We start from the raw sequence: 23,065 nt of genomic DNA, 5'->3' as shown, positions 1-23,065 counted from the left end.
CGAACAGCTTGTCGCGGGGCATCGCCAGGCGGGTGCACTTGGCGTACACCATGCGCGTCACCGGCCGGCGGCGAGGGCTCCGGCCGGGGCGCGGACCGCCCGGCGCGACCGGTCCGCGCCCGCCGGGCGGGCGGTCACCTGTCCCCGGTGACCACGCCGACCCCGCCGAGGAAGTAGGACCCGATGCCCTTGTAGGGGACCACGGCGTCGGGGGCCGGGCGCCACTCGGGGAGGTTGACGATCCCGGGCTCGACCACGTCGAGGCCGTCGAACAGGCGGGTGATCTCCTCGCCCGTCCGGGGGACGAAGGGCGAGGACGCCCGGTCGTACACCTTGGTGACCCCCTCGGCCGCCTCCGGCCTGGCGTCGACCGCGACGTGGGAGAGGATCAGATGGCTGCCGGGCGCCATGGCGCGGCGGAAGGTGGCGATGATGCCCGCGGGGTCGTCCTCGTCGGGGACGAAATGCATGATCGCCAGCATGAGCACCGCCACCGGCTGGTCGAAGTCGATCGCCGCGCGGACGTCCGGGTGTTCCAGGATCTCGCCGGGGCGGCGCACGTCCCCTTGGACGATGGTCACGTTCTCGTTCTTGCCGAGGATCGCCCTGCCGTGGACCAGGACGGTCGGGTCGATGTCGACGTAGACGACCCGGGCGCCCGTGGCGACCTGGTGCACGTTGTTCTGGGTGGGCAGCCCGGCGCCGATGTCGAGGAACTGGCGGATGCCCGAGCGCGCGACGAAGTCGACGGCGCGGCCGAGGAAGGCACGGTTGGACCGGGCGCTGTGGCGGATCTCGGGGACGACGCCGAGGACCTTCTCCGCGGCCTCCCGGTCGGCCGGGAAGTTGTCCTTGCCGCCGAGGTAGTAGTCGTACATACGTGCGACATTCGGAATATGCGTCTGAATACCCTTAGGTATCTGGTCGGTCACGTGCCGCTCCCCGGTGGGATATTTCCGGAATTATCGTGATCATATATAAGAGGCGCTGGAGAACCGGCCCCGGAGCTGACAAGATCGCGCCATGGCCGCCTCCTCCCCGCGCCGCGTCCTGGGCCTGCAGCTCGCCGACGGCATCGGCCGCGGCAACATGTGGGCCTGCCTGTCCATGTCGTTCGTCGCGACCATGGTCATCTCCTTCCTGCCGGCGGCGCAGCCGTACATCCTGGGCGGCGTCCTGGGCGTCGCGGAGGGTGACCAGGGCAAGGCCGTCGGCCTGCTCGGCGTCGCCGCCGAGATCGCGATGATCGCCAGCCTGGCCTGGTACGGCGCGCTGGCCGACCGGTTCGGCCGCCGGCCCGTCGTGGTGGCCGGGTTCGCGCTGTGCGCGCTGGGCGCCGCGCTGTTCCCGTTCGCCGGGAACACGACCGTGCTCGTCGCGCTGCGGGTGGTCTTCGCCCTCGGCGTGGCCGCGCTCAGCGGGATGCTGTCGACGGTGGCCGTCGACTACGTCCGCGACGGTTCCCGGGGCAAGGCCTACGGCCTGGTCGGCCTGTTCAGCGGTCTGGGCGCGATGGTCGCGGTGCTCGCCCTGGTCCGCCTGCCCAAGATCTTCGAGGACCGGGGGATGGCCCCGGTCGACGCCGCCCGCGTCTCGTTCCTGATCATCGCCGCGGCCGTCCTCGCCGTCGCCGGGCTGATGTGGTTCACCCTGTCCACCGTCCGGGTCGGCGCGGCCGCCGAGCGCGTCCCGCTGGCCCGGCTGGTCAGGGAGGGCGTCGCGCTCGCCCGGGACCCCGGCGTGGCGCTGTCCTACGCGGCGGCGTTCGTCGCCCGCGCCGACCTCGCCGTCGTGGCGGGCTTCATGTCCCTGTGGGTGATCGACTACGCCACCGGCGAGCGCGGCATGTCGGCGGCCGAGGCGCTGGCCCGCGGCGGGGCCGTGGTCGGCATCGCCCAGACCGTGGCCATGGTCGCCGCGCCGCTGTTCGGCTGGCTGGGCGACCGGATGCGGCGCCAGGACGTGCTCATCCTCGCCCAGGCCGTCGCGGCGGTGTCCTACCTGTCCACGCTGCTGATCAGCGACCCGCTCGGCTCCGGCATGATGCTGGTGGCCGTGCTCGTCGGCCTGGGAGAGATCGCCGCGATCACCACCGCCGGCCCGCTGCTGGCCCAGCAGGCCCCCGCCGCCGTGCGCGGCTCCGCCTACGGGGTGCAGACGCTGTGCGGGGCCGTCGGCATCCTCGTGGTCTCCGGCCTCGGCGGTCTGCTCTACGACACCTGGCGGCCCGCCGCCCCGTTCGTGATATCGGGCCTGTCGGGCCTGCTCGTCGTGGCCTTCGGGCTCATGGTGCGGCGGCGCGTGAGGCCCCTGCCCGAGGAGAGCGAGAGCCTGGTCGCGGCCGGCTGACCGGCTCAGCCCCTGCGGATCGCGGAGCGGAACCTGGCGAGCCGGGACTTCGGCTTCCGCGCCGGCACCGTGAACCCGCCCGCCCCGGCCTGCGCGGGCTTGTCGGCCGCGCTCCGCGCCGGCCTGTCCGCGGGCCTGTCCTCCGCCGGCCTGCCCCCCGCGGCCGCTGCGGGCCTGTCGGCGGGCCCGCCGCCGGCGGTGGCCTGCGCGGGCCTGTCCGCGGGTTTGACCGCGGGCCTGCTGTCGACCGTGGCCCGCCCCGGCCTGCCCGCCGGAGCCGGGGCGGCGGCGGCCCGGGCCGGCCAGAACTCCGCCCGCTCGCCGTGCCGTACGCCGTGGGTGGCCCTGATCGAGGCGGGGACGTCGTCGGCGCCCAGCAGGAGCGCCCTGCCCAGCGCCTCGGTCCGCTCCAGCGTCGCCGAGCCGCCGTCGTCGAGGCCGACGACGAGCATGCCGGACCGGTCGCCCTGGACCGCGGCGATCATCCGCTCCAGCGAGTCGGGCCCCAGCGGGACCGAGACCGGGCCCGTGTAGCGGAACGGGATCGGCGCGGGCGTGGCGGAGACCTCGTCGGCCAGCCGTACCCGCTCGTCGTGGGCGAAGTGCTCGCGCAGCAGCCGCAGCTCGAAGGAGGGGTCGCCGAGCACCGGGCGGCGGCCCGAGGTCAGCCGGGACCAGGGGGCGACCAGGGTGACCACCACGTCGGTCACCGACCCCTCCAGCGCCGCGCTCACCGCCTCACGCACCGGCCTGTCGTCCTTGACCTCGCCGTCGAGGTGGAGCACCACCTCCACATACGGCACCAGCCACCGCCGGCCCCGGTCCTTGCGCAGGTCGCGGCGGAGCGGCACGCGGTGGGCGAGGTAGGGGCCGACCGCGCGGACCACCCGGTCACGGTCGCGGCGCTGCGCCGGGAGCCCCAGGTGCACGGCCTCGGCCGCCATCTCGGGGACGAAGACCACGCCGTGCGCGGCCAGCCGGTAGGCGAACTCGGTGTCCTCGCCCCGGAGCACGTCGGGATCCACCCCGCCGACGGCGTGGAAGGTCTCCCGCAGCATCGACACCGTCGGTCCGGTGCACACGTGGTAGGGGTTGCGGCTGGTCCGCAGGCCGTCGGTGCGGGAGATGGTCTGCTCGGTGGAGCTGGCCAGCGCCTCCGACAGGTCGAAGACGGCTCCCAGCGGGCCCGTGCGCACGCCGTCGTACAGATCGGCGGGGGAGATCTCGGGCTCCTTGAGGAACTTCTTGGCGCCGATGGCGACCAGGTAGCCGGCCAGGTGGTGCCAGCGGGCCATCGCCTCGATGTGCTCGCGGCAGACGACCATGTCGGCGTCCAGGCGGTGGATGATCCGGCCCTCGGCGAGGGCGGCCCCGGTGTTCACCGCGTGCGCGATGCCCCAGCCTCCGGGGGCGGCGGCCACGATCCTGGTGTCCGGCGGGGCGATCTCCGGCAGCCGCAGGGGCGGGTCGCTGCCGTCGTCCACCACGATCACCTCCGTGAGGTGACCGGGGTAGGTCTGCGCCGCCAGGGCGGCGAGGGTCAGGTCGAGTCTGTGCTGGCCGCCGTAGGCGGGGATGACCACGCTCACCGGGAGCGCCGGATCCCATCCGCCCAGCGTGGGCGGGTCCAGGGGGGAGTAGTCGTTGTGCCGGATCGGGGGCAGGTCGATCCTCGCTCCATCCGTCATGGTGTGGCGCCCCTTGTCTGCGTTACCGCTTGTCAAGTCCTGTCAACCCTATCCCCGCATGCTTAGGGTTTCCTGTGGGCGGGCGGGGAAGTCGCCCGCGCTGTCCATTGGATGGACGGCACATCCCATCGCGTAGGCCGTTGCCCGTAGACTCGTTGCCTAACACCGCAGGTAGGACGCGCACGGTGTACCCGTGCGCGGGAGGAGCAATCATGACCAGGGCGTGGCGTGGCCTCATCGAGGAGTACCGTGACCGACTTCCGGTGACCACGGCGACGCCCGTCGTCACGCTCCTGGAGGGCGGCACGCCGCTCGTCCCGGCGCACCGGGTATCGGCCCTGACCGGCTGCGACGTCTATCTCAAGGTCGAGGGCGCGAACCCGACCGGCAGCTTCAAGGACCGTGGCATGACCATGGCCATCAGCAAGGCCGTCGAAGACGGCGCGAAGGCCGTCATCTGCGCCTCCACCGGCAACACCAGCGCCTCCGCCGCCGCCTACGCGGTCCGCGCGGGCCTGACCTGCGCCGTGCTGGTGCCCCGGGGCAAGATCGCGATGGGCAAGCTGGCCCAGGCGCTGGTCCACGGGGCCACGCTGCTCCAGGTCGAGGGCTCCTTCGACGACTGCCTGGAGATGACCAGGAAGCTGTCGGAGAACTACCCCATCGCGCTGGTCAACTCGGTGAACCCGTTCCGGCTCCAGGGCCAGAAGACCGCGGCCTTCGAGATCGTCGACGCGCTCGGCGACGCACCCGACATCCACTGCATCCCGGTCGGCAACGCGGGCAACATCTCCGCCTACTGGATGGGCTACACCGAATACGCCGCCGACGGCGTCTCCACCAAGACGCCCCGGATGTTCGGCTTCCAGGCCAGCGGCGCCGCGCCGATCGTCAACGGAGCGCCGGTGACCCACCCGCACACGATCGCCACCGCCATCCGCATCGGCAACCCCGCCTCCTGGCAGCTCGCCGAGGCCGCCCGTGACGAGTCCGGCGGCGTCATCCAGGCCGTCACCGACCGTCAGATCGCCGCCGCCTACAAGCTGCTGGCCCAGGAGGAGGGCGTGTTCGTCGAGCTCGCCTCCGCCGCCAGCGTGGCCGGTCTTCTCCAGGCCCACGGGCAGGGCCTCGTCGAGCCGGGCCGTCGCATCGTCTGCACGGTGACCGGCAACGGCCTCAAGGACCCCGACTGGGCCATCTCCGGGGCGCCCACCCCGGTGACGATCCCCATCGACGCCCACGCCGCGGCCACGGCGCTCGGCCTCGCCTAGCGTCCCGTGCCCGCCGTGACGGCACCGGTACGGCGGGGCGTCCCCGCGGCGCCCCGCGTCCGCCGGCGCCGTCCCGCCGTGGCGTCCCGCCCGCCGTGGCCGTCCCATGCCCCGCCGTGACGTCCCGCACCGACCGCCCATCCGCGCACCGGGCCGAACAGTCAGAGCACCGCGCCGAACAGTCAGAGCACCGCGCCGAACAGTCAGATAGGAGGAGGGGCTCCCTCCCTATGGCCAAGCCAGGGGCCTGCGCCCCAGAATTTCGATGACCGACAGCAGCAGGGTCGTCGTCCGGGTCCCGGCGACGTCAGCCAACCTCGGCCCCGGGTTCGACGCCCTGGGGCTGGCCCTCGGCCTCTACGACGAGGTCGAGGTCAGCCTGGTGGAGCCCCCGGGCGGCCCCGGGTCCCGGAGCGTCGCCATCGTGGTCGAGGGCGAGGGTGAGGGCGAGCTCGACCTGGGCGAGGGCCATCTCATCGTCAAGACGATGCGCACGACCTTCGACCGGATGGGCCTGCCGCAGCCGCGCGGCATCCGGCTGCGCTGCCTCAACCGCATCCCGCACGCCCGGGGGCTGGGCTCCTCCTCGGCGGCGACCTGCGCGGGCATCCTCGCCGCGCGGGCGCTGGCCGGCACGCCCTACCCGGCCGCGCCCGGTCCGGCGGGGGCCGTCCCCGGCGGTCCGGAGGCGGCCGCCCGGTTCACCGACGACGACGTCTTCGCGCTGGCCACCGAGATCGAGGGGCATCCCGACAACGTGGCCCCGTGCCTGGCGGGTGGACTGACCATCGCGTGGACGGACCAGTCGGACGCACCGCATATGGTGAAGCTGATCCCACACGCCGACATCCGGCCCGTGGCCATCATCCCCAGGCACCGGCTGTCCACAGAGGTCGCCCGGGGGCTGCTCCCCAAGGACGTGCCGCACGCCGACGCGTCCGCGAACGCCGGACGGGCCGCGCTGCTGATCGCGGCGCTGACCGGCCGGCCGGAGCGGGAGCTCCTGCTGGCCGCCACCGAAGATCGGCTGCACCAGAACTACCGCGCGCCTGCGATGCCGCAGAGCGTGGATCTGGTACAACGTCTGCGCGGGCTCGGCGTCCCTACGGTCGTCTCGGGAGCGGGCCCCACAATTCTTGCGTTTTCGACAGTGGATACGCAGGATTTGATCGCACCGGAAGTGGGTACTGATTGGCACATCCAGCCACTGGATGTCGAAACCCGCGGTGCCTGCGTTGGCTCTCCCGAGACACGCTGATGCCTCTTCGACCTTCAGGGAATAGCTGTGTGCGCTGGTGATGTTAGGCTGGTAGCCGCACCAGGTGCCCCCTTGTTGGGTGCGTGCTTGTCAGCCACACATCGCTGCATCATGTCCCACTCCGTGGGATGTGAGCGCCGCAGTGGCCTCCCCGAATCCGTCCCCTCCGAATGCTCCACATTCGGTTGGGGTAACGAGAGGCGGCGTTTGAGGGGACACGCGCGTTCGAATTACCTCGACATCTGGTTGCCGGTAGCAATCCGGGGGGTGTCCTCCAAGCCCCACCGTCGGCGAATCTCGATGGTGACGGCATGGATGTGCCCTTCTCCGACAGTGGCGGCGGCCCTCACGGGCCGTCGAGGATCGCAACGTGCAACCCGACCCGGTCTGTCCCACCGGGTTGATCGCACCACCGGGACGATTGGCTGATCGTGGCCACGCCCGACCCCTGGGAAGGACCCATTAGTGAGCGACACCACCGAACTCCTCTCCGACGCCGCCGGCGCGCCGCCGGCGGCCGGCGACACCCCCACCCGCGCCGCGGCCCGGCCGCGCCGTCGCTCCGGCACCGGCCTGTCCGCCATGGTGCTGCCTGAGCTGCAGGCCATGGCCTCCGGGCTTGGCATCAGCGGGACCGGGCGGATGCGCAAGAGCCAGCTCATCGCGGCCATCCAGGAGAAGCAGGGCGTATCACCCGAGAGCGCCCCTGCTCCCGCCGCCGCTGTCAAGGAGACTCCGCCGGCTCCGGCCGTCGCGGCCGAGCCGGTCGCCGAGCGCCCGGCCCGCAGCCGCAGGGAACGTTCCCGCCCGGCCGTCGCCGCCGAGCCCGTGGCCGAGCAGGCGCCCGCCGCTCCCGAGCCCGTGGCCGTGGCCGCGGCCGCTCCCGTGGTGGAGCAGCAGGCGGAGGCCGTTCAGACCGACAGCCGTCCCGAGCGTGGCGAGAGCCGTCGGGAGCGCGGCGACCGCCGCAGCCGCAACAGCGACCGTGGCGAGCGCACCGGCGACCGCCGTGAGCGCGGCGACGGCCGTGGCGACCAGCGCGCCGCCGACGCGGGCCAGAGCCGTGGTGAGCGCGGCGACCGCGGCGAGCGTAACGACCGCGGCGAGCGCGGTGAGCGCAACGACCGTGGCGAGCGCAACGACCGTGGCGAGCGCAACGACCGGGTGAACGACCGCGCCGAGCGGGGCGACCGCGGTGACCGCGGCCCGCAGAACCGTGGCCCGCAGGACCGCGGCGACCAGCACGGCGTCGGCGACGACGACGACCGCCGTGGCCGCCGCGGCCGGTTCCGGGAGCGCAACCGCCGTGGCCGTGACCGCTTCGACAGCAACGAGCCCGTGGTCGGCGACGACGACGTCCTGATCCCGATCGCCGGCATCCTGGACATCCTCGACAACTACGCGTTCGTGCGGACCAGCGGCTACCTGCCGGGCTCCAACGACGTCTACGTCTCCCTGGCCCAGATCCGCCGCAACGGCCTGCGCAAGGGCGACGTCGTCACCGGCGCCGTCCGCCAGCCCCGCGACGGCGAGCGCCGCGAGAAGTTCAACGCGCTCGTCCGCCTCGACACGGTCAACGGCATGGACCCGGAGCAGGCGCGGCAGCGGCCCGACTTCAACAAGCTCACGCCGCTGTACCCGCAGGAGCGGCTCCGCCTGGAGACCGAGCCCAACGTCCTGAGCACGCGGATCATCGACCTCGTCTCGCCGATCGGCAAGGGCCAGCGCGGCCTCATCGTCTCCCCGCCCAAGGCCGGTAAGACGATGGTGCTCCAGGCGATCGCCAACGCGATCACGCGCAACAGCCCCGAGTGCCACCTGATGGTCGTCCTCGTGGACGAGCGTCCGGAAGAGGTCACCGACATGCAGCGCTCGGTCAAGGGCGAGGTCATCCACTCGACCTTCGACCGCCCCGCCGAGGACCACACCACGGTCGCCGAGCTCGCCATCGAGCGCGCCAAGCGTCTGGTGGAGCTGGGCCACGACGTGGTCGTGCTGCTCGACTCGATCACCCGTCTGGGCCGGGCCTACAACCTGGCGGCCCCGGCCTCCGGCCGCATCCTGTCGGGTGGTGTCGACTCCACGGCGCTCTACCCGCCCAAGCGCTTCTTCGGCGCCGCCCGCAACATCGAGAACGGCGGCTCGCTGACGATCCTCGCCACCGCGCTGGTCGAGACCGGCTCGAAGATGGACGAGGTCATCTTCGAGGAGTTCAAGGGCACCGGCAACATGGAGCTCAAGCTCAACCGCTCCCTGGCCGACAAGCGCATCTTCCCGGCGGTGGACGTCGACGCGTCCAGCACCCGCAAGGAAGAGATCCTCATGTCGAAGGACGAGCTGCAGATCGTCTGGAAGCTGCGCCGGGTGCTCCACGCCCTGGACATGCAGCAGGCACTGGAGCTGCTCCTGGAGAAGATGAGGGAGACCAAGTCCAACGCGGAGTTCCTCCTCCAGGTCCAGAAGACGACGGTCAGCTCCGACCGCGACTGATCACCTCGCTGTACGGCTCACGCCCCGGCCCCACGGCCGGGGCGTCTGTCGTCTCCGGGCCCTTGTGCGGGCGCACTCTTCGGGATATCCATACTTCAGGACGCCCGTCCGCCCCATCTCACCGCGCCCCGGGGTCCGTCGGGCATTTCACCGCGCCCCGGCCCCGGCGGGCCCGGACGCGGACCGTGATCGCAGCGCACGGAGCCAGAGGGGGGCGTATGACGGCCGAGACGGCGGTGGGCGGACCGGTGGCGCGCACGCCGTTGTGCCGGCGGGTGCCGCTGGGGCCGAACGGGCCGCTCGGGATGATCGTCGACCCGATGACCTGGCGCGCCGTGCCGTACCTGCTGGCGAGCATGTTCTACGGCATCACCTGCGCCGCCTTCCTGGCGTCGGCGATCCCGATCTCGCTCAGCCTGGTGGTCGTGTGGGCGGGGGTGCCGCTGGCCGCGCTGACCGTCTTCGCCTGGCGCGGTGCGGCGATGCTGGAGCGCAGGCTGCTCGGACTGGCCTTCGGCGTCACGATCCCCGACCCCTACCGCCCCTCCCGGCGCGACAACCTGTTCCTGCGCTGGAAGGACGTGTTCGCCGACCCGGCCACCTGGAAGGACCTCCTCTATCTGGTGCTGTTGGTGCCGGTGGGGATCGTGGAGTTCGTCGTCTCGGCGGTCCTGTGGTCGCTGGCACTCGGCCTGGTCCTCACGCCCACGGCCCTGCTGCTCGCCGGCGGTCCGCTGACGATCACCGACGGGGTGCTGGTCGGCACCGTGCCGGAGGCGCTGCTGTGCGTGCCCGCCGGGCTGGGGATCTTCCTCGTCGCGCTCTACGCGACGCGGGGGATGGCCCGGCTGCACGGGATGCTCGCTCTCGCGCTGCTGGGCGCGGGGGAGAAGAACCTGCTGGCCGCCCGGGCGGCCCACCTGCGGGCCAGCCGGGCACGCGGGGTCGACGCGGCCGAGGCGGAGCGGCGCAGGATCGAACGCGACCTGCACGACGGCGCCCAGCAGCGGCTGCTGTCGGTCGCCATCGACCTGGGCCGGGCCCAGGCCAGGATGGACTCCGACCCGCAGGGCGCCCGGGAGCTCATCGCCCAGGCCCACGCCGGCACCAAGGCGGCGATCGCCGAGCTGCGCGATCTCGCCCGGGGCATCCATCCGGCGATCCTCACCGACCGGGGGCTGGACGCGGCGCTGTCCTCGCTCGCGGCCCGGGCGCCCGTACGGGTGGACCTGTCGGTGGAGGTCTCCCACCGCCCTCCGGCCGCCGTGGAGAGCATCGCCTACTTCATCGTGGCCGAGTCCCTGACCAACATGGTCAAGCACTCCGAGGCGACCGAGGCGTCGATCCGGGTCAGCCGGCGGGGCCAGCGGGTGGTGGTCGAGGTGCACGACAACGGGGTCGGCGCCGCGGTGCCGCGCGCCGGAGGCGGCCTCGCGGGGCTGGCGGACCGGGCCGCGACCATCGACGGCACGCTGAGCGTGGACAGCCCACTCGGCGGTCCCACGCTGATCCGCGCCGAACTGCCCTGCGAGTGGTGAAAACTTGAGCCCATGCGGGTGGTGATCGCCGAAGACTCGGTGCTGTTGCGTGAGGGGCTCGCCCGGTTGCTGGCCGACGGCGGGATCGAGACCGTCGGGGTGGCGGGGGACGGCCCCGGCCTGGTGGCCGCGGTGGCCGAGCACGCTCCCGACCTGGCGGTCGTGGACGTGCGGATGCCGCCGAGCCACACCGACGAGGGGCTGCGCGCCGCCCTGGAGGCCAGGTCCCGGCGGCCGGGGCTGCCGATCCTGGTGCTGTCGCAGTATGTCGAGCAGCAGTACGCCACCGAGCTGATCGGCGGGGGCGCCGCGGCGGTCGGCTACCTGCTCAAGGAGCGGATCGCCGACGTGTCGGAGTTCCTCGACGCGGTGCGCCGGGTGGCGGCGGGGGGGACGGTCATCGATCCCGAAGTGATCGCGCAGCTGCTGAGCCGCCACCGCCGGGACGACCCGCTGGAGTCCCTGACCGCCAGGGAGCGGGAGGTCCTGGCCCTGATGGCCGAGGGCCGCTCCAACGCGGCGGTCGCCGCGCGGCTGGCGGTCACCGACGGCGCGGTGGAGAAGCACATCTCCGGCATCTTCTCCAAGCTCGGCCTCGAACCCGCCTCCGACGACCACCGCCGGGTCCTCGCCGTCCTGGCCTACCTGGGCAGATGAGACGGCGTCCGGCGCCGTCCACCGCCGGACACCGTCCCCACGTGCCCTGGCCGCCGACACGGCCGGTGCCGTACAGGCGGACCTGGTCCGCTCGCCGGGTAAGGTAAATATTCGATAAAATTACGATTTGAGCACTGGAGCCGGTGGGGCCGTTGTGACCTGTCCACAAACGCGGGCCATGCGCGCGGGGAATGTCTTGTGGCCTGGGGTGGTTGGAGCATCTGGCACACTGGTAGCCGAACCGCAGCGGTTCCGGTTCCCGCCCGCGCGCACCTCAGTGTGCACACCGCGCGCAAGCCTGACAGGCGAGAGACAGTGGCGACCCGGCGACCGCGCCTTGGAGAGGACTGAAGCCATGAAGCCCGACATTCACCCGGAGTACGTGACCACCGAGGTGACCTGCACCTGTGGTAACTCCTTCACCACGCGCAGCACCGCCAAGAGCGGCGTGATCCACGCCGACGTGTGCTCGGCCTGCCACCCGTTCTACACGGGCAAGCAGAAGATCCTGGACACCGGCGGCCGGGTGGCGCGCTTCGAGAAGCGCTTCGGCAAGAAGACCACGGGCCAGTAGCCCACACTCGACGCCGGCCCGGAACCCCCCCGTTCTCCGAGGGGGCACCCGGGTCGGCGTTCGTGGTGATTAGGCAGGCTCGGAAGGGCTTTTCAGGAAGGACGCACGGTGAATCTCGACGAGCTGCTCAGTGAGTACGCCGAGCTGGAACTCAAGCTCGCCGATCCCGCCGTGCACGCCAACCCGACGCAGGCACGCACCTTCGGCAGGCGCTACGCCGAGCTGACCCCGATCGTCAACACCCATCGGGAGCTCGAGGGCGTCCGCGACGACCTGGCCACGGCCAAGGAGCTGGCGGCCGAGGACGAGGCCTTCGCCGAGGAGGCCAGAGAGCTCGAAGGGCGCGTCCCCGAGCTGGAGGACAAGCTCCGGCACCTGCTCGTCCCGCGTGATCCCAACGATGACAAGGACATCATCATGGAGATCAAGGCGGGCGAGGGCGGTGAGGAGTCGGCGCTGTTCGCCGGCGACCTCCTGCGGATGTACCTGCGCTACGCCGAGCGGATCGGCTGGAAGACCGAGCTCATCGACGCCACCCACTCCGACCTGGGCGGCTACAAGGACGTCACGGTCGCCCTGAAGGCCAGGGGCGACGAGGGCGTCTGGTCGAAGCTGAAGTTCGAGGGCGGCGTGCACCGCGTCCAGCGGGTGCCGGTCACCGAGTCGCAGGGCCGCATCCACACCAGCGCGGCGGGCGTCCTGGTCTATCCGGAGGCCGAGGAGGTCGACGTCCAGATCGACCCGAACGACCTGCGCATCGACGTCTACCGCTCCAGCGGCCCCGGCGGGCAGAGCGTCAACACCACCGACTCGGCGGTGCGGATCACGCACATCCCGACCGGTGTGGTCGCCTCCTGCCAGAACGAGAAGAGCCAGCTCCAGAACAAGGAGTCGGCCATGCGCATCCTCCGGGCCCGCCTGCAGGCCATCGCCGAGGAGGAGGCCAACGCCGCCGCGATGGCCGAGCGCAAGTCCCAGATCCGGACGGTCGACCGCTCCGAGCGCATCCGCACCTACAACTTCCCCGAGAACCGCATCTCCGACCACCGTGTCGGCTTCAAGGCCTACAACCTTGATCAGGTTCTGGACGGTGACCTCACGGCCGTCATCCAGTCCCTGCTTGACGCCGAGATGGCGGAGAAGCTCGCCGCCCACTCATAGAACGCGCCCATGACCTTTCTGCTGGACGAGATCGCCCTCGCCACCGCCCGGCTCGCCGAGGCAGGTGTGCCGTCGCCACGCACCGACGCCGAGGAGATCGCGGCATATGTCCACGGTGTACGGCGCAGCGAGCTGCACAACGTGACAGACGCGGACTTCGACGCGCTCTTCTGGGAGGGCGTCGCCCGGCGTGAGGCCCGCGAACCGCTCCAGCACATCACCGGGCGCGCCTACTTCCGCTATCTCTCCCTGGAGGTCGGGCCGGGCGTGTTCGTGCCGCGCCCGGAGACCGAGGTCGTGGCCGGATGGGCCATCGAGCGGCTGAGGGAGATGGACGTCGCCTCGCCGGTGGTCGTGGACCTCGGCACCGGCTCCGGCGCCATCGCGCTGTCCATCGCCCAGGAGATCGCGCTCGCCACGGTGCACGCGGTCGAGGTCGACCCCGACGCCTACCGCTGGGCCAAGCGCAACATCCTGGAGCACGGCCAGGGCCGGGTCCACCTGCACCCGGAGGACCTGGCCGACGCCCTGTCCGAGCTCGACGGCCAGGTGGACCTGGTCATCTCCAACCCGCCCTACATCCCGCCGGGCGCGATCCCCCGCGACCCCGAGGTGCGCGACTACGACCCGCACCGGGCACTGTACGGCTCGGGCAGCGACGGTCTCGACGAGGTCAGGGCGGTGGAACGGACCGCCAGGCGGCTGCTGCGGCCCGGCGGGTTCGTCGCCGTGGAGCACGCCGACCAGCAGGGCACCCCGGTCTATCTGATCTTCTCCGAGGACAACGGCTGGCGCGACGTCCGCAGCCGCCAGGACCTCACCCGCCGGGACCGCTTTGTCACCGCCCGTTTCGGCCAGGAATAGGATGGCACGGCGTGGGCGGGCGAGCACATGAACGCAGCAGCTTCGGCTCACTGATGACGAGCCGCCAGGTGAGGAGGCACAGTGAGCCGACAGTATGACTGCATGGACGCCGCGCAGCGGGCCGACGGCCTGACCGACGCGGCCTCGGCCGTACGGCGGGGCGAGCTCGTGGTGCTGCCGACCGACACCGTCTACGGCATCGGCGCCGACGCCTTCACCCCGGCCGCCGTCACCTCCCTGCTGGAGGCCAAGGGGCGCGGCCGGGACATGCCGGTGCCCGTGCTGGTCGGCACCGTGCGCGCCGCCAACGCCCTCGTGGAGAACCTCGGCCCCTACGGCCAGGACCTCGTCGACTCCTTCTGGCCCGGCCCGCTGACGCTGATCTGCCGCGCCAACCGGTCGCTGTCGTGGGACCTGGGCGACAGCAAGGGCACCGTCGCGATCCGGATGCCCCTGCACCCGGTCGCACTGGAGCTGCTCAAGGAGACCGGCCCGATGGCCGTCTCCAGCGCCAACCGCTCCGGTGCCCCCGCCGCCACCACGGCGGCCGACGCCGAGAAGCAGCTCGGCGACTCGGTCGCGGTCTATCTCGACGGCGGCCCGTGCCCCGACAACGTCCCCTCCACGATCCTCGACCTGACCACAGCGGTCCCCAGGCTGCTGCGCCGGGGGGCCGTCCCGGTGGAGAAGCTGCGCGGCGTGATCGGCTACGTGGCCACGGACGCGGGCCCGGAGGCCGACGACTGACCGGCCGGTCCACGGCTTATGCCGTGATCGATACCGTCTGATTATCATCGTGACGCCGGGCTGTCTCCCCGGTACGGTGAAGTGCGCCGACACTTCCGGGAGACGCCCATGGGCAAGTTCGACGGAATGGACCCCGAGCTGGTCCGTGATCTGCTGTCCGAGGTCAAGCAGGCGGTCACGCGGATGCGTGACGCCGAGGGCCGGATCACCCAGCTGATGAGCGGGGCGGGGCTCTCCTCGCAGTCGGCCCACCGTCCGTCGCAGGTCGCCGACGCGTGCGAGGTGATGGTCCGCGACGTCTCCGCCCGGGTGGCGCTGCTGGAGAAGAAGATCAAGCAGGAGGCGGCGCCCGCGGCCGAGCCGAGGGCCGGGGAGCCGAAGACCGCCGACCCGGGCTCCGGGGCGGACGGGAAGTCCGAGCCCCGGCCGACGACGCCGAAGGCCGAAGATCTGAAACCTGCCGTCCCCAGGGGCGACGAGGGGCCGCCGGCGCGCGAGCACCCCCAGGCCGACCGGCCGAAGGACGGCTCGGAGCCGGACCCCAGGCCCGATCCCAAGCCCGACACCGGCTCCAAGGGCGACGAGTCGTCCCCCCGGGACACCGGGTCCAAGGGCGACACCAAGGGCGACGAGCCGTCCCCCCGCGAGACCGGGTCGAGGGGCGACGAGACGCCATCCCGCGAGACCGGATCCAGGGGCGACGAGACGCCATCCCGCGACACCGGCTCCGACTCCAAGGGCGGCACCGGCTCCAAGGGCGATGAGACCTCTCCGCGGGACGGGGGGCCCACCTCCGACAGGTCCGGGGACGACGACGGTTCCCGCAAGGTGAACGTCTACGACCCCCGGATGGAGAACGTCTCCGACAACGGTTCCGACCTCAAGCCCGACACCGGTTCGAAGGGTGATGAGACCTCTCCGCGGGACGGGGGGTCTGTCCCTGATGGGTCGGGGGAGGGTTTCGATCCTCCGGTGGAGAATGTCACCGATGACGGTCCGGGTGTGGGTTCGGAGGACGGTGCCGGTTCTGATTTCAAGGACGGCACGGGTTCGAAGGGTGATGAGACCTCTCCGCGGGACGGGGGGTCTGTCCCTGATGGGTCGGGGGAGGGTTTCGATCCTCCGGTGGAGAATGTCACCGATGACGGTCCGGGTGTGGGTTCGGAGGACGGTGCCGGTTCTGATTTCAAGGACGGCACGGGTTCGAAGGGCGATGAGACCTCTCCCCGGGACGGGGGCTCCACCTCCGACGGCGACATCCTGGACACCGCGCGGAAGGACCACCCCGACGACATCGACCAGCGCGGCGACATGAAGCCGAGGGTCGTGGCGGTGGACGGCGTGCCGGTCCTCCAGGTCCCCCTCGACTCGCCCACGGCGGCGGAGGTCGCCGAACTGCTGAAGAACATCGAGGACATCCCGCCGCTGGAGATGCCCGACGCCGACGGCGGCTCCGACACCGCCGCCCGGCCCGACCGGATCGAGCCCCGCACGGCGCCGCCGTGGACCGACTCCGGCGTCCCCGTCCCCGACACGGCCGACCTGGACCAGGCGTTCCAGCCGCCGGACGGGCAGGAGAGCGGCACCCGGTCGGCCGGGAACGCCCCCGGGAGCGCGGAGACGCGGCCCGCCGTCGGCCAGGCGGCCGCGTGGCAGGCCGACGGCGACGTGGTCTCGGTCCAGGCGGACCCGCCGAGCGTCGAGGCGCTCAAGACGCTGGCCGACAACGCGCGCGATGTCGAGCCGGTGGACATGCCGAGCGTGCGGGTGCCCGACGGCGAGACGTGGGGCGAGGGCGCGTGGGCACCCATGGACGTCGGGCCGGACGGCCCGGCGGGCGACGTGGATCCGGGAGACCCGCTGCGGCCGGTCCCGCCACCCGGCGGACGGTCGGGCGGGCAGTGAGCGTGAGGAGCCTGTGATGTTCGTGGATCCACCAGCACCGCAGCCGCTGCAGCCGGGAGAGACCCCGCCCGCCTCGGGGAGTCTCGGCCTGCCCTCCCCCGACAGGGCCACCTCGTGGGAGTTCAACCCCGACTACCAGCGGCTGGTCACGATGTGGCGGCAGGTGCTCCCCGCCCTCGACGACCTGGCGGCCAGCCTCGACCGGGCCTACCAGCTGGCCAGGAGCCGAGACGTCTGGGACGCCCCGGTGTCGGGACGCTACGTGAAGGAGATGGCCGAGTGGCGCACCCGCCTCGGCCTCTACCGGCAGGCGATCCTCACCTCGATCAGCGACCAGGCGGCCGACACCCCGAGGTGGGTGCCCGCCAACGCCGGGGCCCCGCACGCGTTCTCGTGACGGCGCGTTCCGGTGATGGCGCGCCCCTGGCCTCGGAAAGCGGGGGCGTCCGGGCTTAAAGTGGGTTGAGTCGTCATCCCCGGGATGTGAGCCATGGGCGCAGAGCCGTACTACGGGCCCGACTTCGGGCTCCTGCACAGGCGGGACCCAGAGGTCGCGCGTGTGCTCCTCGACGAGCTCGACCGGCTCCGCGGCGGCCTCCAGCTCATCGCGAGCGAGAACTTCGCCTCGCCCGCCGTGCTCGCCGCGCTCGGATCGACGCTCACCAACAAATACGCCGAGGGATATCCCGGCAGGCGCTACTACGCCGGCTGCGAGGTCGTCGACCGGGCCGAGAGGCTCGCGATCGACCGGGCCAAGCTGCTGTTCGGCGCCGACCACGTCAACGTCCAGCCCCACTCGGGCGCCTCGGCCAACCTGGCCGCCTACGCCGCGCTGCTCCAGCCGGGCGACACGGTGCTGGCCATGGAGCTGTCACACGGCGGCCACCTCACCCACGGCTCCCGGGTCAACTTCTCCGGCCGGTGGTTCGACGTCGTCGCCTACGGTGTGCGCCGGGACACCGAGCTGATCGACTACGACGAGGTCAGGGAGCTGGCGCTGCGGCACCAGCCCAAGATGATCATCTGTGGCGCCACCGCCTACCCGCGGGAGATCGACTTCGCCGCCTTCCGGGGGATCGCGGACGAGGTCGGCGCCTGGCTGCTGGCCGACGTCGCCCACACCATCGGCCTGATGGCCGGGGGCGCGCTGCCGTCGGCCGTGCCGTACGCCGACGTGGTCACCTTCACCACGCACAAGGCGCTGCGCGGCCCGAGGGGCGGCGGCATCATGTGCACGGGGGAGCTGGCCGCCAAGATCGACCGGGCGGTCTTCCCGTTCATCCAGGGAGGCCCGCTGATGCACGCGGTGGCGGCCAAGGCGGTGGCGTTCGGCGAGGCGCTCCAGCCGGAGTTCGCCGACTACGCGCGCCAGGTGGTGGCGAACGCCCAGGTGCTGGCCGACGCGCTGGCCGCCGAGGGCATGCGGCCGGTCTCCGGCGGCACCGACAGCCATCTGGCCCTGATCGACCTGCGCGACATGGGGATCACCGGCGCGGTGGCCGAGCAGCGGTGCACCGCCGCGGGGATCACGCTGAACCGCAACGCGATCCCCTACGACCCCGAGCCGCCCACGGTGACCTCCGGCATCCGGGTCGGCACCCCCTGCGTCACGACGCAGGGGATGGGGCCCGAGCAGATGAAGGAAGTGGCCTCGATGGTGGCGCAGGTCATCCGAGACCCTGACGCAGTGGGAGAGATCCGGCAGCGGGTGGCGGCGCTGACGGAGACCCATCAGATTTATCCCAGCGAACTATGAGCTGTTCTGTGTCGTTTTCCGGTCACAGCTGGCCGGACTATCCGCGAAACTAGGTCCGTGCGCGAATACCTACTCATGGCGCTGGTGGCGGCGGCGGTGACCTATCTCCTGGTCCCGCTGATCCGCGTGTTCGCCATCCGCATCGGTGCGATGCCAGAGGTCCGTGACCGTGATGTGCACACCACCCCGACGCCCAGACTCGGCGGTCTGGCCATGTACGGCGGGCTCGTCGCCGGCCTGCTGATCGCCAGCCAGTTACCCTACGCCGGGGGCAGGCTGGCCGAGGGCAAGACCGTGATCGCGCTGATCGCGGCGGGCGGCCTGATCACCCTGACCGGTTTCCTGGACGACTGGTGGGGGATGGACGCCCTCATCAAGCTCGCCGGTCAGGTCGGCGCCGCGGGCGTCCTGGTCGCCTTCGACGTCAGCCTGCCGTGGCTCCCGCTGCCCAGCTCGCTGGGCGGCCAGGTCATCCTCGACTCCACGCTGAGCCCGCTGATCACGATCCTGGTCGTGGTCGTCATGATCAACGCGGTCAACTTCGTCGACGGGCTGGACGGCCTGGCGGCCGGGATCGTCGGCATCGCCGCCATGGCCACCTGGACCTACTCCATCGTCCTGTCCAAGGACTACGCCGACACCAGCATCAACGTCACGGCGGCGATCGCCTCGGTGCTCATCGGCATATGCCTCGGTTTCCTGCCGCACAACTTCCACCCGGCGAAGATCTTCATGGGCGACACCGGGGCGATGCTGATCGGCCTGGTCCTCGCGTCCACGATGATCACCATCACGCCGCTCGACTCGACCAGCATCAACCGCTTCCCGGTGATCCTGCCGATGCTGGTGCCGGTCGCCATCCTGGTACTGCCGCTGCTTGACCTGATCATGGCGGTGGTCCGGCGCACCTCCAACGGCCTGTCGCCGTTCGCCCCCGACCGGGGCCATCTGCACCACCGGCTGCTGGACATCGGCCACTCGCACCGGCGCAGCGTGCTGATCATGTACACCTGGACGTTCCTGTTCGCCTTCGCGGTCGTGGCGATGTCCGTCGAGGGCGTCCCGCTCGTGCTGTTCCCGCTCACGGTGCTGCTGGCGGTGGGCGTGCTGGTGATGATGGCGCTGCCGCGCTGGCGGGCGCGCAAGGGCGGCAACGGCGGCGGCGGGGTCCAGGCCGGCGGGCGGCACATCCGCCCCGGCGGAGGGCCGGCCCAGGAGCAGGCCCGTCCGCTCCCGCCGGAGCCGTCCGGCCCCCGGTCGGCCGCGGCCGACGACGACACCGCGGTCCGCTCCGTGCTGCCTGACCTGTCACTTACCGCTCCCAGCCCGGGTTTCTCAACCCCTGAGACGCTGCGTTGAACACCTCCCGGAAACCTCTTGATCGTTTACTTGAAACGGCAGGTAAAGGCGCTCTTCCGTGAGCTTGTGATAGCTTTCACTAGCAGCCGCTCAACAGGATGAGCCCTGCAAGGTAGCAATCGCTCGCTTGATAACAGTTACTTGGAGTGCCGATGCAGGCCAACGACGTACGCCTCTTGAAGGGGGCGGCCATACCCACACTGCTGGTGGGCCTCGTCGTGGTCGTCGTCGCCGCCCTCGTGGCCGGAGGCAAGGGGGCGCTGGGCGCGGCGATCGGGGCCCTGGTCGTCTGCGCCTTCTTCACCCTCGGCATCGTCGCGGTCTCCTACGCCAGCCGCGTCTCGCCCATGGCGATGATGACGGCCGCCGTCGTGGGTTACGTGGTGAAGATCATCATCGTCATGGGCCTGCTGAAGGCGTTCGAGGACGTCACCGCGTTCGAGCCCAGGGCCTTCGGCTGGGGCGCCGTCGCGTGCACCGTCGCCTGGACCGTCGGCGAGATGCGGGGCTTCATGAAGCTCAAGATGCTCTACGTCGACCCCGACGGCAAGACCCCTGGGTCGAGGTGATTCCCGATGAGGCGTAGTATCTCGCTCGCCGGGATGACCGGGCCCGATATGACTAGTCCTCGTCGCGGCTGCTATCGTCATGCCCGCGATGAGCGAAAAGAAAATCCGGCCCGAGGACGACGGCCGCGACTTCGCCAGCGCCGCCTGGTCGATCCCCAGCTATCTGCTTTCCGGGATGCTCCTGTACGGCGGTGCGGGCTGGTTGCTGTCCAAATGGACTGGCGTGGTCGCCTTCACCCCGATCGGATTGATCCTCGGAGTCGCTCTCGCCGTCTACCTGGTCTACCGGAAGTACGGTCGCTAGCCTTCGGCGGCGGTCGCTTCGCTGACGAAGCCATTTCGATCCACTACCACGCTGAAGGGAACGCCGCGTGAGCACGCTGACGCTCCTCGCTTCCGGGGACGAGTTCACGGCCCCGGGCCTCGAACTCTTCGACTCCCCCCCGATCATCCCAGGCGTCGACTGGTTCACGAAGCCGGTTCTGCTGGCGCTCCTGAGCACGCTCATCGTCGTGGCCTTCTGCTGGTCCGCGTTCGCCAACCCGAAGATCGTGCCCCGGGGCGTCCAGAACGTCGCCGAGATGGGTTACATGTTCGTCCGCGACCAGGTCGCCCGGCCGTTCCTCGGCAAGGACGCCGACCGGTGGATGGGCCTGCTGCTCAGCATCTTCTTCATGGTCTGGATCTGGAACCTGATGGGTGTCGTTCCCGTCCTGCAGTTCCCGGTCGCCTCGCACATCGCCTTCCCCGTCGTGCTGGCGCTCAGCATCTACTTCCTCAAGATCTACCTGGGCGTCAAGCACCAGGGCGCGGTCGGCTACTTCAAGAACATGATGTTCCCGCCGGGACTGCCCAAGCCGATCTACGTGCTGCTGGCCCCCATCGAGCTCCTCTCGAACATGGTCATCGCGCCCTTCACCCACGCGGTGCGACTGTTCGCCAACATGTTCGCCGGTCACATCATCCTCGCGTTCTTCAGCCTCGTCGGCTTCTGGTTCCTCTTCGAGAAGCTCACACCGCTGGGCGCCCCGCTCGGCGTGGTCGGCGTCATCATGACGATCGCCATGACCGGCTTCGAGATGTTCATCCAGTTCCTGCAGGCGTTCCTCTTCGCAATGCTCGCCGCGATGTACATCGGCAACTCGCTCCACGCCGAGCACTAAGACCAACCTCGAATAGTCCAGACCGGTGGACGACCCACCGGCCGATCCGTAAAGGAACACACAATGAGCGTCCTCGCTGAGGTCACCGGCTCCCTCTCCAACCTCGGCTCGATCGGTTACGGCCTCGCCGCGATCGGCCCCGGCATCGGCGTCGGCATCATCTTCGGTCAGGGTGTGCAGGCCATCGCCCGTCAGCCGGAGGCCTACGGCCTGATCCGCCAGAACATGCTGCTCGGCTTCGTTCTGACCGAGGCGCTGGCCCTGATCGGCCTCGTCGCGCCGTTCATGTTCCGCGGCTAAGACGCATCAAAACCTGACGGAAGGCTGCACACATGATTCAGGCAGCTTCGCTCCTGGCAGCGGAGGAGGGGGGCAACCCCCTCATCCCACACACCTACGAGCTGGTCGTCGGAGTCTTCGCGTTCCTCGTCGTCCTCGTCGTCGTCGGTAAGATCCTCACCCCGCGCATCCAGAAGACTCTGGTCGAGCGGACCGAGGCCATCGAAGGCGGCATCCAGAAGGCGCAGGACGCGCAGGCCGAGGCCCAGGCGCTGCTCAAGCAGTACAAGGACCAGCTCTCCGAGGCTCGTCACGAGGCTTCCCGCCTGCGTGAAGAGGCTCGCGAGCAGGGCGCGCAGATCAAGGCGGAGCTCCGCGAGGAGGCGCAGGCCGAGGCCCGCCGTCTCGTCGAGGCGGCCCACGCCCAGATCGAGGCCGACCGCCAGCAGGCGTTCGCCCAGCTCCGCGCCGAGATCGGCCGTCTGTCGACGGAGCTGGCCAGCCGCATCGTCGGTGAGTCCCTTGAGGACGAGGCGCGCCAGCGCCGCACCGTCGACCGGTTCCTTGAGGAGCTCGAGTCGAGCAGCGCGGCGGTCCGCTGATGCTGAGAGGTCTGAGCAGGGCTTCGCTGGCCGAGGTCGAAGAGCGCTTCAACGCCGTTGCGGGAAGCGCGGACCTCGGCTCGCTGGCCGACGAGCTCTTCGCGGTCGCCGACCTGTTCGACCGTGAGCACGGGCTCCGCCGCAATCTGTCCGACCCCGCCCGCCCGGTGGCCCAGAAGGCGCAAGCCGTACGGGCCCTGCTGGAGGGCAAGGTCAGCGACGCCGCGCTGGAGACGGCCACCGCGGCCGTGTCCGCCAAGTGGGCGCGCTCGGGCGACCTGGCCGACGCGCTCGAGCGCCTCGGCGTCATCGCCGCCGCGGCCGAGGCCGAGGCGCAGGGCAGGCTCGACGACGTCGAGGACGAGCTGTTCCGGTTCGGGCGCATCGTCGCCTCGAACCTGGAGCTGCACCGGTCCCTGACCGACCCCGGCGCTCCCCTGCAGGCCAAGCAGGAGCTGCTGGGCTCCCTGCTCGGCGGCAAGGTCGCCCCCGCCACCCTCCGTCTGGTGACGCAGCTCGTGGTGCATCCGCGAGGACGTAGCCTGGACAGAGGACTTGAGGAGTTCGGCAACCTGGTCGCCGCCCAGCGGGAGCGCCTCGTCGCGGTGGTGCGCAGCGCTGTCGAGCTCTCCGAGGAGCAGAAGCGGCGTCTCGCCACGTGGCTGCGCACCTCGTATGGCCGCGACGTTCATCTGAACGTCGAGGTGGATCCGCGAGTGCTCGGAGGGTTCTCGGTTCAGATCGGGGACGACCTCATCGACACCACCATCGCGGGACGAATCGAAGAAGTCCGCCGCCGGTTGGCCGGCTAGGCGAATAGGGAGACTGAAGAGAG

At 71.0% G+C, this 23,065-nt stretch carries 22 protein-coding genes; 20 read left to right on the top strand and 2 right to left on the bottom strand.

Going from position 1 to position 23,065, the window contains the following annotated elements:
- Positions 1–134 precede the first annotated feature (134 nt).
- The gene (locus ACWDS7_RS18550; protein WP_451930259.1) at positions 135–932 is read right to left on the bottom strand and encodes an SAM-dependent methyltransferase; all 798 of its coding nucleotides are present in this window, start codon (positions 930–932) and stop codon (positions 135–137) included.
- Positions 933–1,023: 91 nt separating this feature from the next.
- Here ACWDS7_RS18550 and ACWDS7_RS18545 point away from each other — a divergent pair, with 91 nt between their 5' ends.
- Positions 1,024–2,349: an MFS transporter gene (locus ACWDS7_RS18545; RefSeq protein WP_451930258.1), complete on the top strand. Its 1,326-nt coding sequence runs from the start codon at positions 1,024–1,026 to the stop codon at positions 2,347–2,349.
- 5 nt (positions 2,350–2,354) lie between these two features.
- Here ACWDS7_RS18545 and ACWDS7_RS18540 read toward each other — a convergent pair whose 3' ends face one another.
- Entirely contained in the window at positions 2,355–4,037 is a 1,683-nt protein-coding gene (locus ACWDS7_RS18540) for a glycosyltransferase family 2 protein (protein WP_451930257.1), read from the bottom strand.
- Between the two features lie 212 nt (positions 4,038–4,249).
- On the opposite strand from ACWDS7_RS18540, the gene thrC reads away from it, so the two are divergent.
- From thrC to ACWDS7_RS18445, 19 genes are all read left to right on the top strand, one after another.
- The gene (gene thrC / locus ACWDS7_RS18535; RefSeq protein WP_451930256.1) at positions 4,250–5,308 is read left to right on the top strand and encodes a threonine synthase; all 1,059 of its coding nucleotides are present in this window, start codon (positions 4,250–4,252) and stop codon (positions 5,306–5,308) included.
- Positions 5,309–5,573: 265 nt separating this feature from the next.
- Positions 5,574–6,566 (top strand): homoserine kinase, encoded by a 993-nt coding sequence (locus ACWDS7_RS18530; RefSeq protein ID WP_451930255.1) that lies wholly within the window; start codon positions 5,574–5,576, stop codon positions 6,564–6,566.
- A 465-nt stretch (positions 6,567–7,031) separates the two neighbouring features.
- Entirely contained in the window at positions 7,032–9,056 is a 2,025-nt protein-coding gene (gene rho / locus ACWDS7_RS18525; protein WP_451930254.1) for a transcription termination factor Rho, read from the top strand.
- 218 nt (positions 9,057–9,274) lie between these two features.
- A complete protein-coding gene (locus ACWDS7_RS18520; protein ID WP_451930253.1) occupies positions 9,275–10,594 on the top strand; it encodes a sensor histidine kinase in 1,320 nt (439 codons plus the stop codon).
- Positions 10,595–10,606: 12 nt separating this feature from the next.
- Entirely contained in the window at positions 10,607–11,251 is a 645-nt protein-coding gene (locus ACWDS7_RS18515) for a response regulator transcription factor (protein WP_306856394.1), read from the top strand.
- Positions 11,252–11,606: 355 nt separating this feature from the next.
- Positions 11,607–11,825 carry a 50S ribosomal protein L31 gene (rpmE, locus tag ACWDS7_RS18510; protein WP_306856395.1) on the top strand — a complete coding sequence of 73 codons (219 nt, stop codon included), beginning with the start codon at positions 11,607–11,609 and terminating at the stop codon, positions 11,823–11,825.
- Between the two features lie 108 nt (positions 11,826–11,933).
- Positions 11,934–12,986, top strand: coding sequence for a peptide chain release factor 1 (gene prfA, locus ACWDS7_RS18505; protein WP_306856396.1), 1,053 nt, complete (start codon positions 11,934–11,936; stop codon positions 12,984–12,986).
- A gap of 9 nt (positions 12,987–12,995) precedes the next feature.
- The gene (prmC, locus tag ACWDS7_RS18500) at positions 12,996–13,850 is read left to right on the top strand and encodes a peptide chain release factor N(5)-glutamine methyltransferase (RefSeq protein WP_306856398.1); all 855 of its coding nucleotides are present in this window, start codon (positions 12,996–12,998) and stop codon (positions 13,848–13,850) included.
- A gap of 81 nt (positions 13,851–13,931) precedes the next feature.
- On the top strand, positions 13,932–14,597 hold the full coding sequence (locus tag ACWDS7_RS18495) for an L-threonylcarbamoyladenylate synthase (RefSeq protein WP_306856400.1): 666 nt from the start codon (positions 13,932–13,934) through the stop codon (positions 14,595–14,597).
- A gap of 108 nt (positions 14,598–14,705) precedes the next feature.
- On the top strand, positions 14,706–16,502 hold the full coding sequence (locus ACWDS7_RS18490; protein WP_451930252.1) for a hypothetical protein: 1,797 nt from the start codon (positions 14,706–14,708) through the stop codon (positions 16,500–16,502).
- A gap of 16 nt (positions 16,503–16,518) precedes the next feature.
- Positions 16,519–16,899 (top strand): hypothetical protein, encoded by a 381-nt coding sequence (locus ACWDS7_RS18485; RefSeq protein ID WP_306856403.1) that lies wholly within the window; start codon positions 16,519–16,521, stop codon positions 16,897–16,899.
- Between the two features lie 93 nt (positions 16,900–16,992).
- Positions 16,993–18,258: a serine hydroxymethyltransferase gene (locus tag ACWDS7_RS18480; RefSeq protein WP_451930251.1), complete on the top strand. Its 1,266-nt coding sequence runs from the start codon at positions 16,993–16,995 to the stop codon at positions 18,256–18,258.
- A 57-nt stretch (positions 18,259–18,315) separates the two neighbouring features.
- On the top strand, positions 18,316–19,617 hold the full coding sequence (locus ACWDS7_RS18475) for a glycosyltransferase family 4 protein (RefSeq protein WP_451930250.1): 1,302 nt from the start codon (positions 18,316–18,318) through the stop codon (positions 19,615–19,617).
- 152 nt (positions 19,618–19,769) lie between these two features.
- Positions 19,770–20,186: a hypothetical protein gene (locus ACWDS7_RS18470; protein WP_451930249.1), complete on the top strand. Its 417-nt coding sequence runs from the start codon at positions 19,770–19,772 to the stop codon at positions 20,184–20,186.
- A gap of 88 nt (positions 20,187–20,274) precedes the next feature.
- Complete coding sequence (locus tag ACWDS7_RS18465) at positions 20,275–20,490, top strand: AtpZ/AtpI family protein (RefSeq protein WP_451930248.1); 216 nt, start codon at positions 20,275–20,277, stop codon at positions 20,488–20,490.
- A gap of 67 nt (positions 20,491–20,557) precedes the next feature.
- Entirely contained in the window at positions 20,558–21,349 is a 792-nt protein-coding gene (atpB, locus tag ACWDS7_RS18460) for a F0F1 ATP synthase subunit A (protein WP_451930247.1), read from the top strand.
- 63 nt (positions 21,350–21,412) lie between these two features.
- Positions 21,413–21,649 (top strand): ATP synthase F0 subunit C, encoded by a 237-nt coding sequence (atpE, locus tag ACWDS7_RS18455; RefSeq protein WP_184756049.1) that lies wholly within the window; start codon positions 21,413–21,415, stop codon positions 21,647–21,649.
- A gap of 32 nt (positions 21,650–21,681) precedes the next feature.
- Positions 21,682–22,230, top strand: a complete 549-nt coding sequence (locus ACWDS7_RS18450; RefSeq protein ID WP_306856411.1) for a F0F1 ATP synthase subunit B — start codon at positions 21,682–21,684, stop codon at positions 22,228–22,230.
- Positions 22,230–23,042, top strand: a complete 813-nt coding sequence (locus ACWDS7_RS18445) for a F0F1 ATP synthase subunit delta (RefSeq protein WP_451930246.1) — start codon at positions 22,230–22,232, stop codon at positions 23,040–23,042. Before ACWDS7_RS18450 ends, ACWDS7_RS18445 begins: the two co-directional genes overlap by 1 nt.
- Positions 23,043–23,065: the final 23 nt, after the last annotated feature.

This window comes from Streptosporangium sp. NPDC003464 (assembly GCF_053588315.1).
Note: the sequence above shows the minus strand (reverse complement) of the source record. Positions and strands in the feature narration are given on the sequence as shown.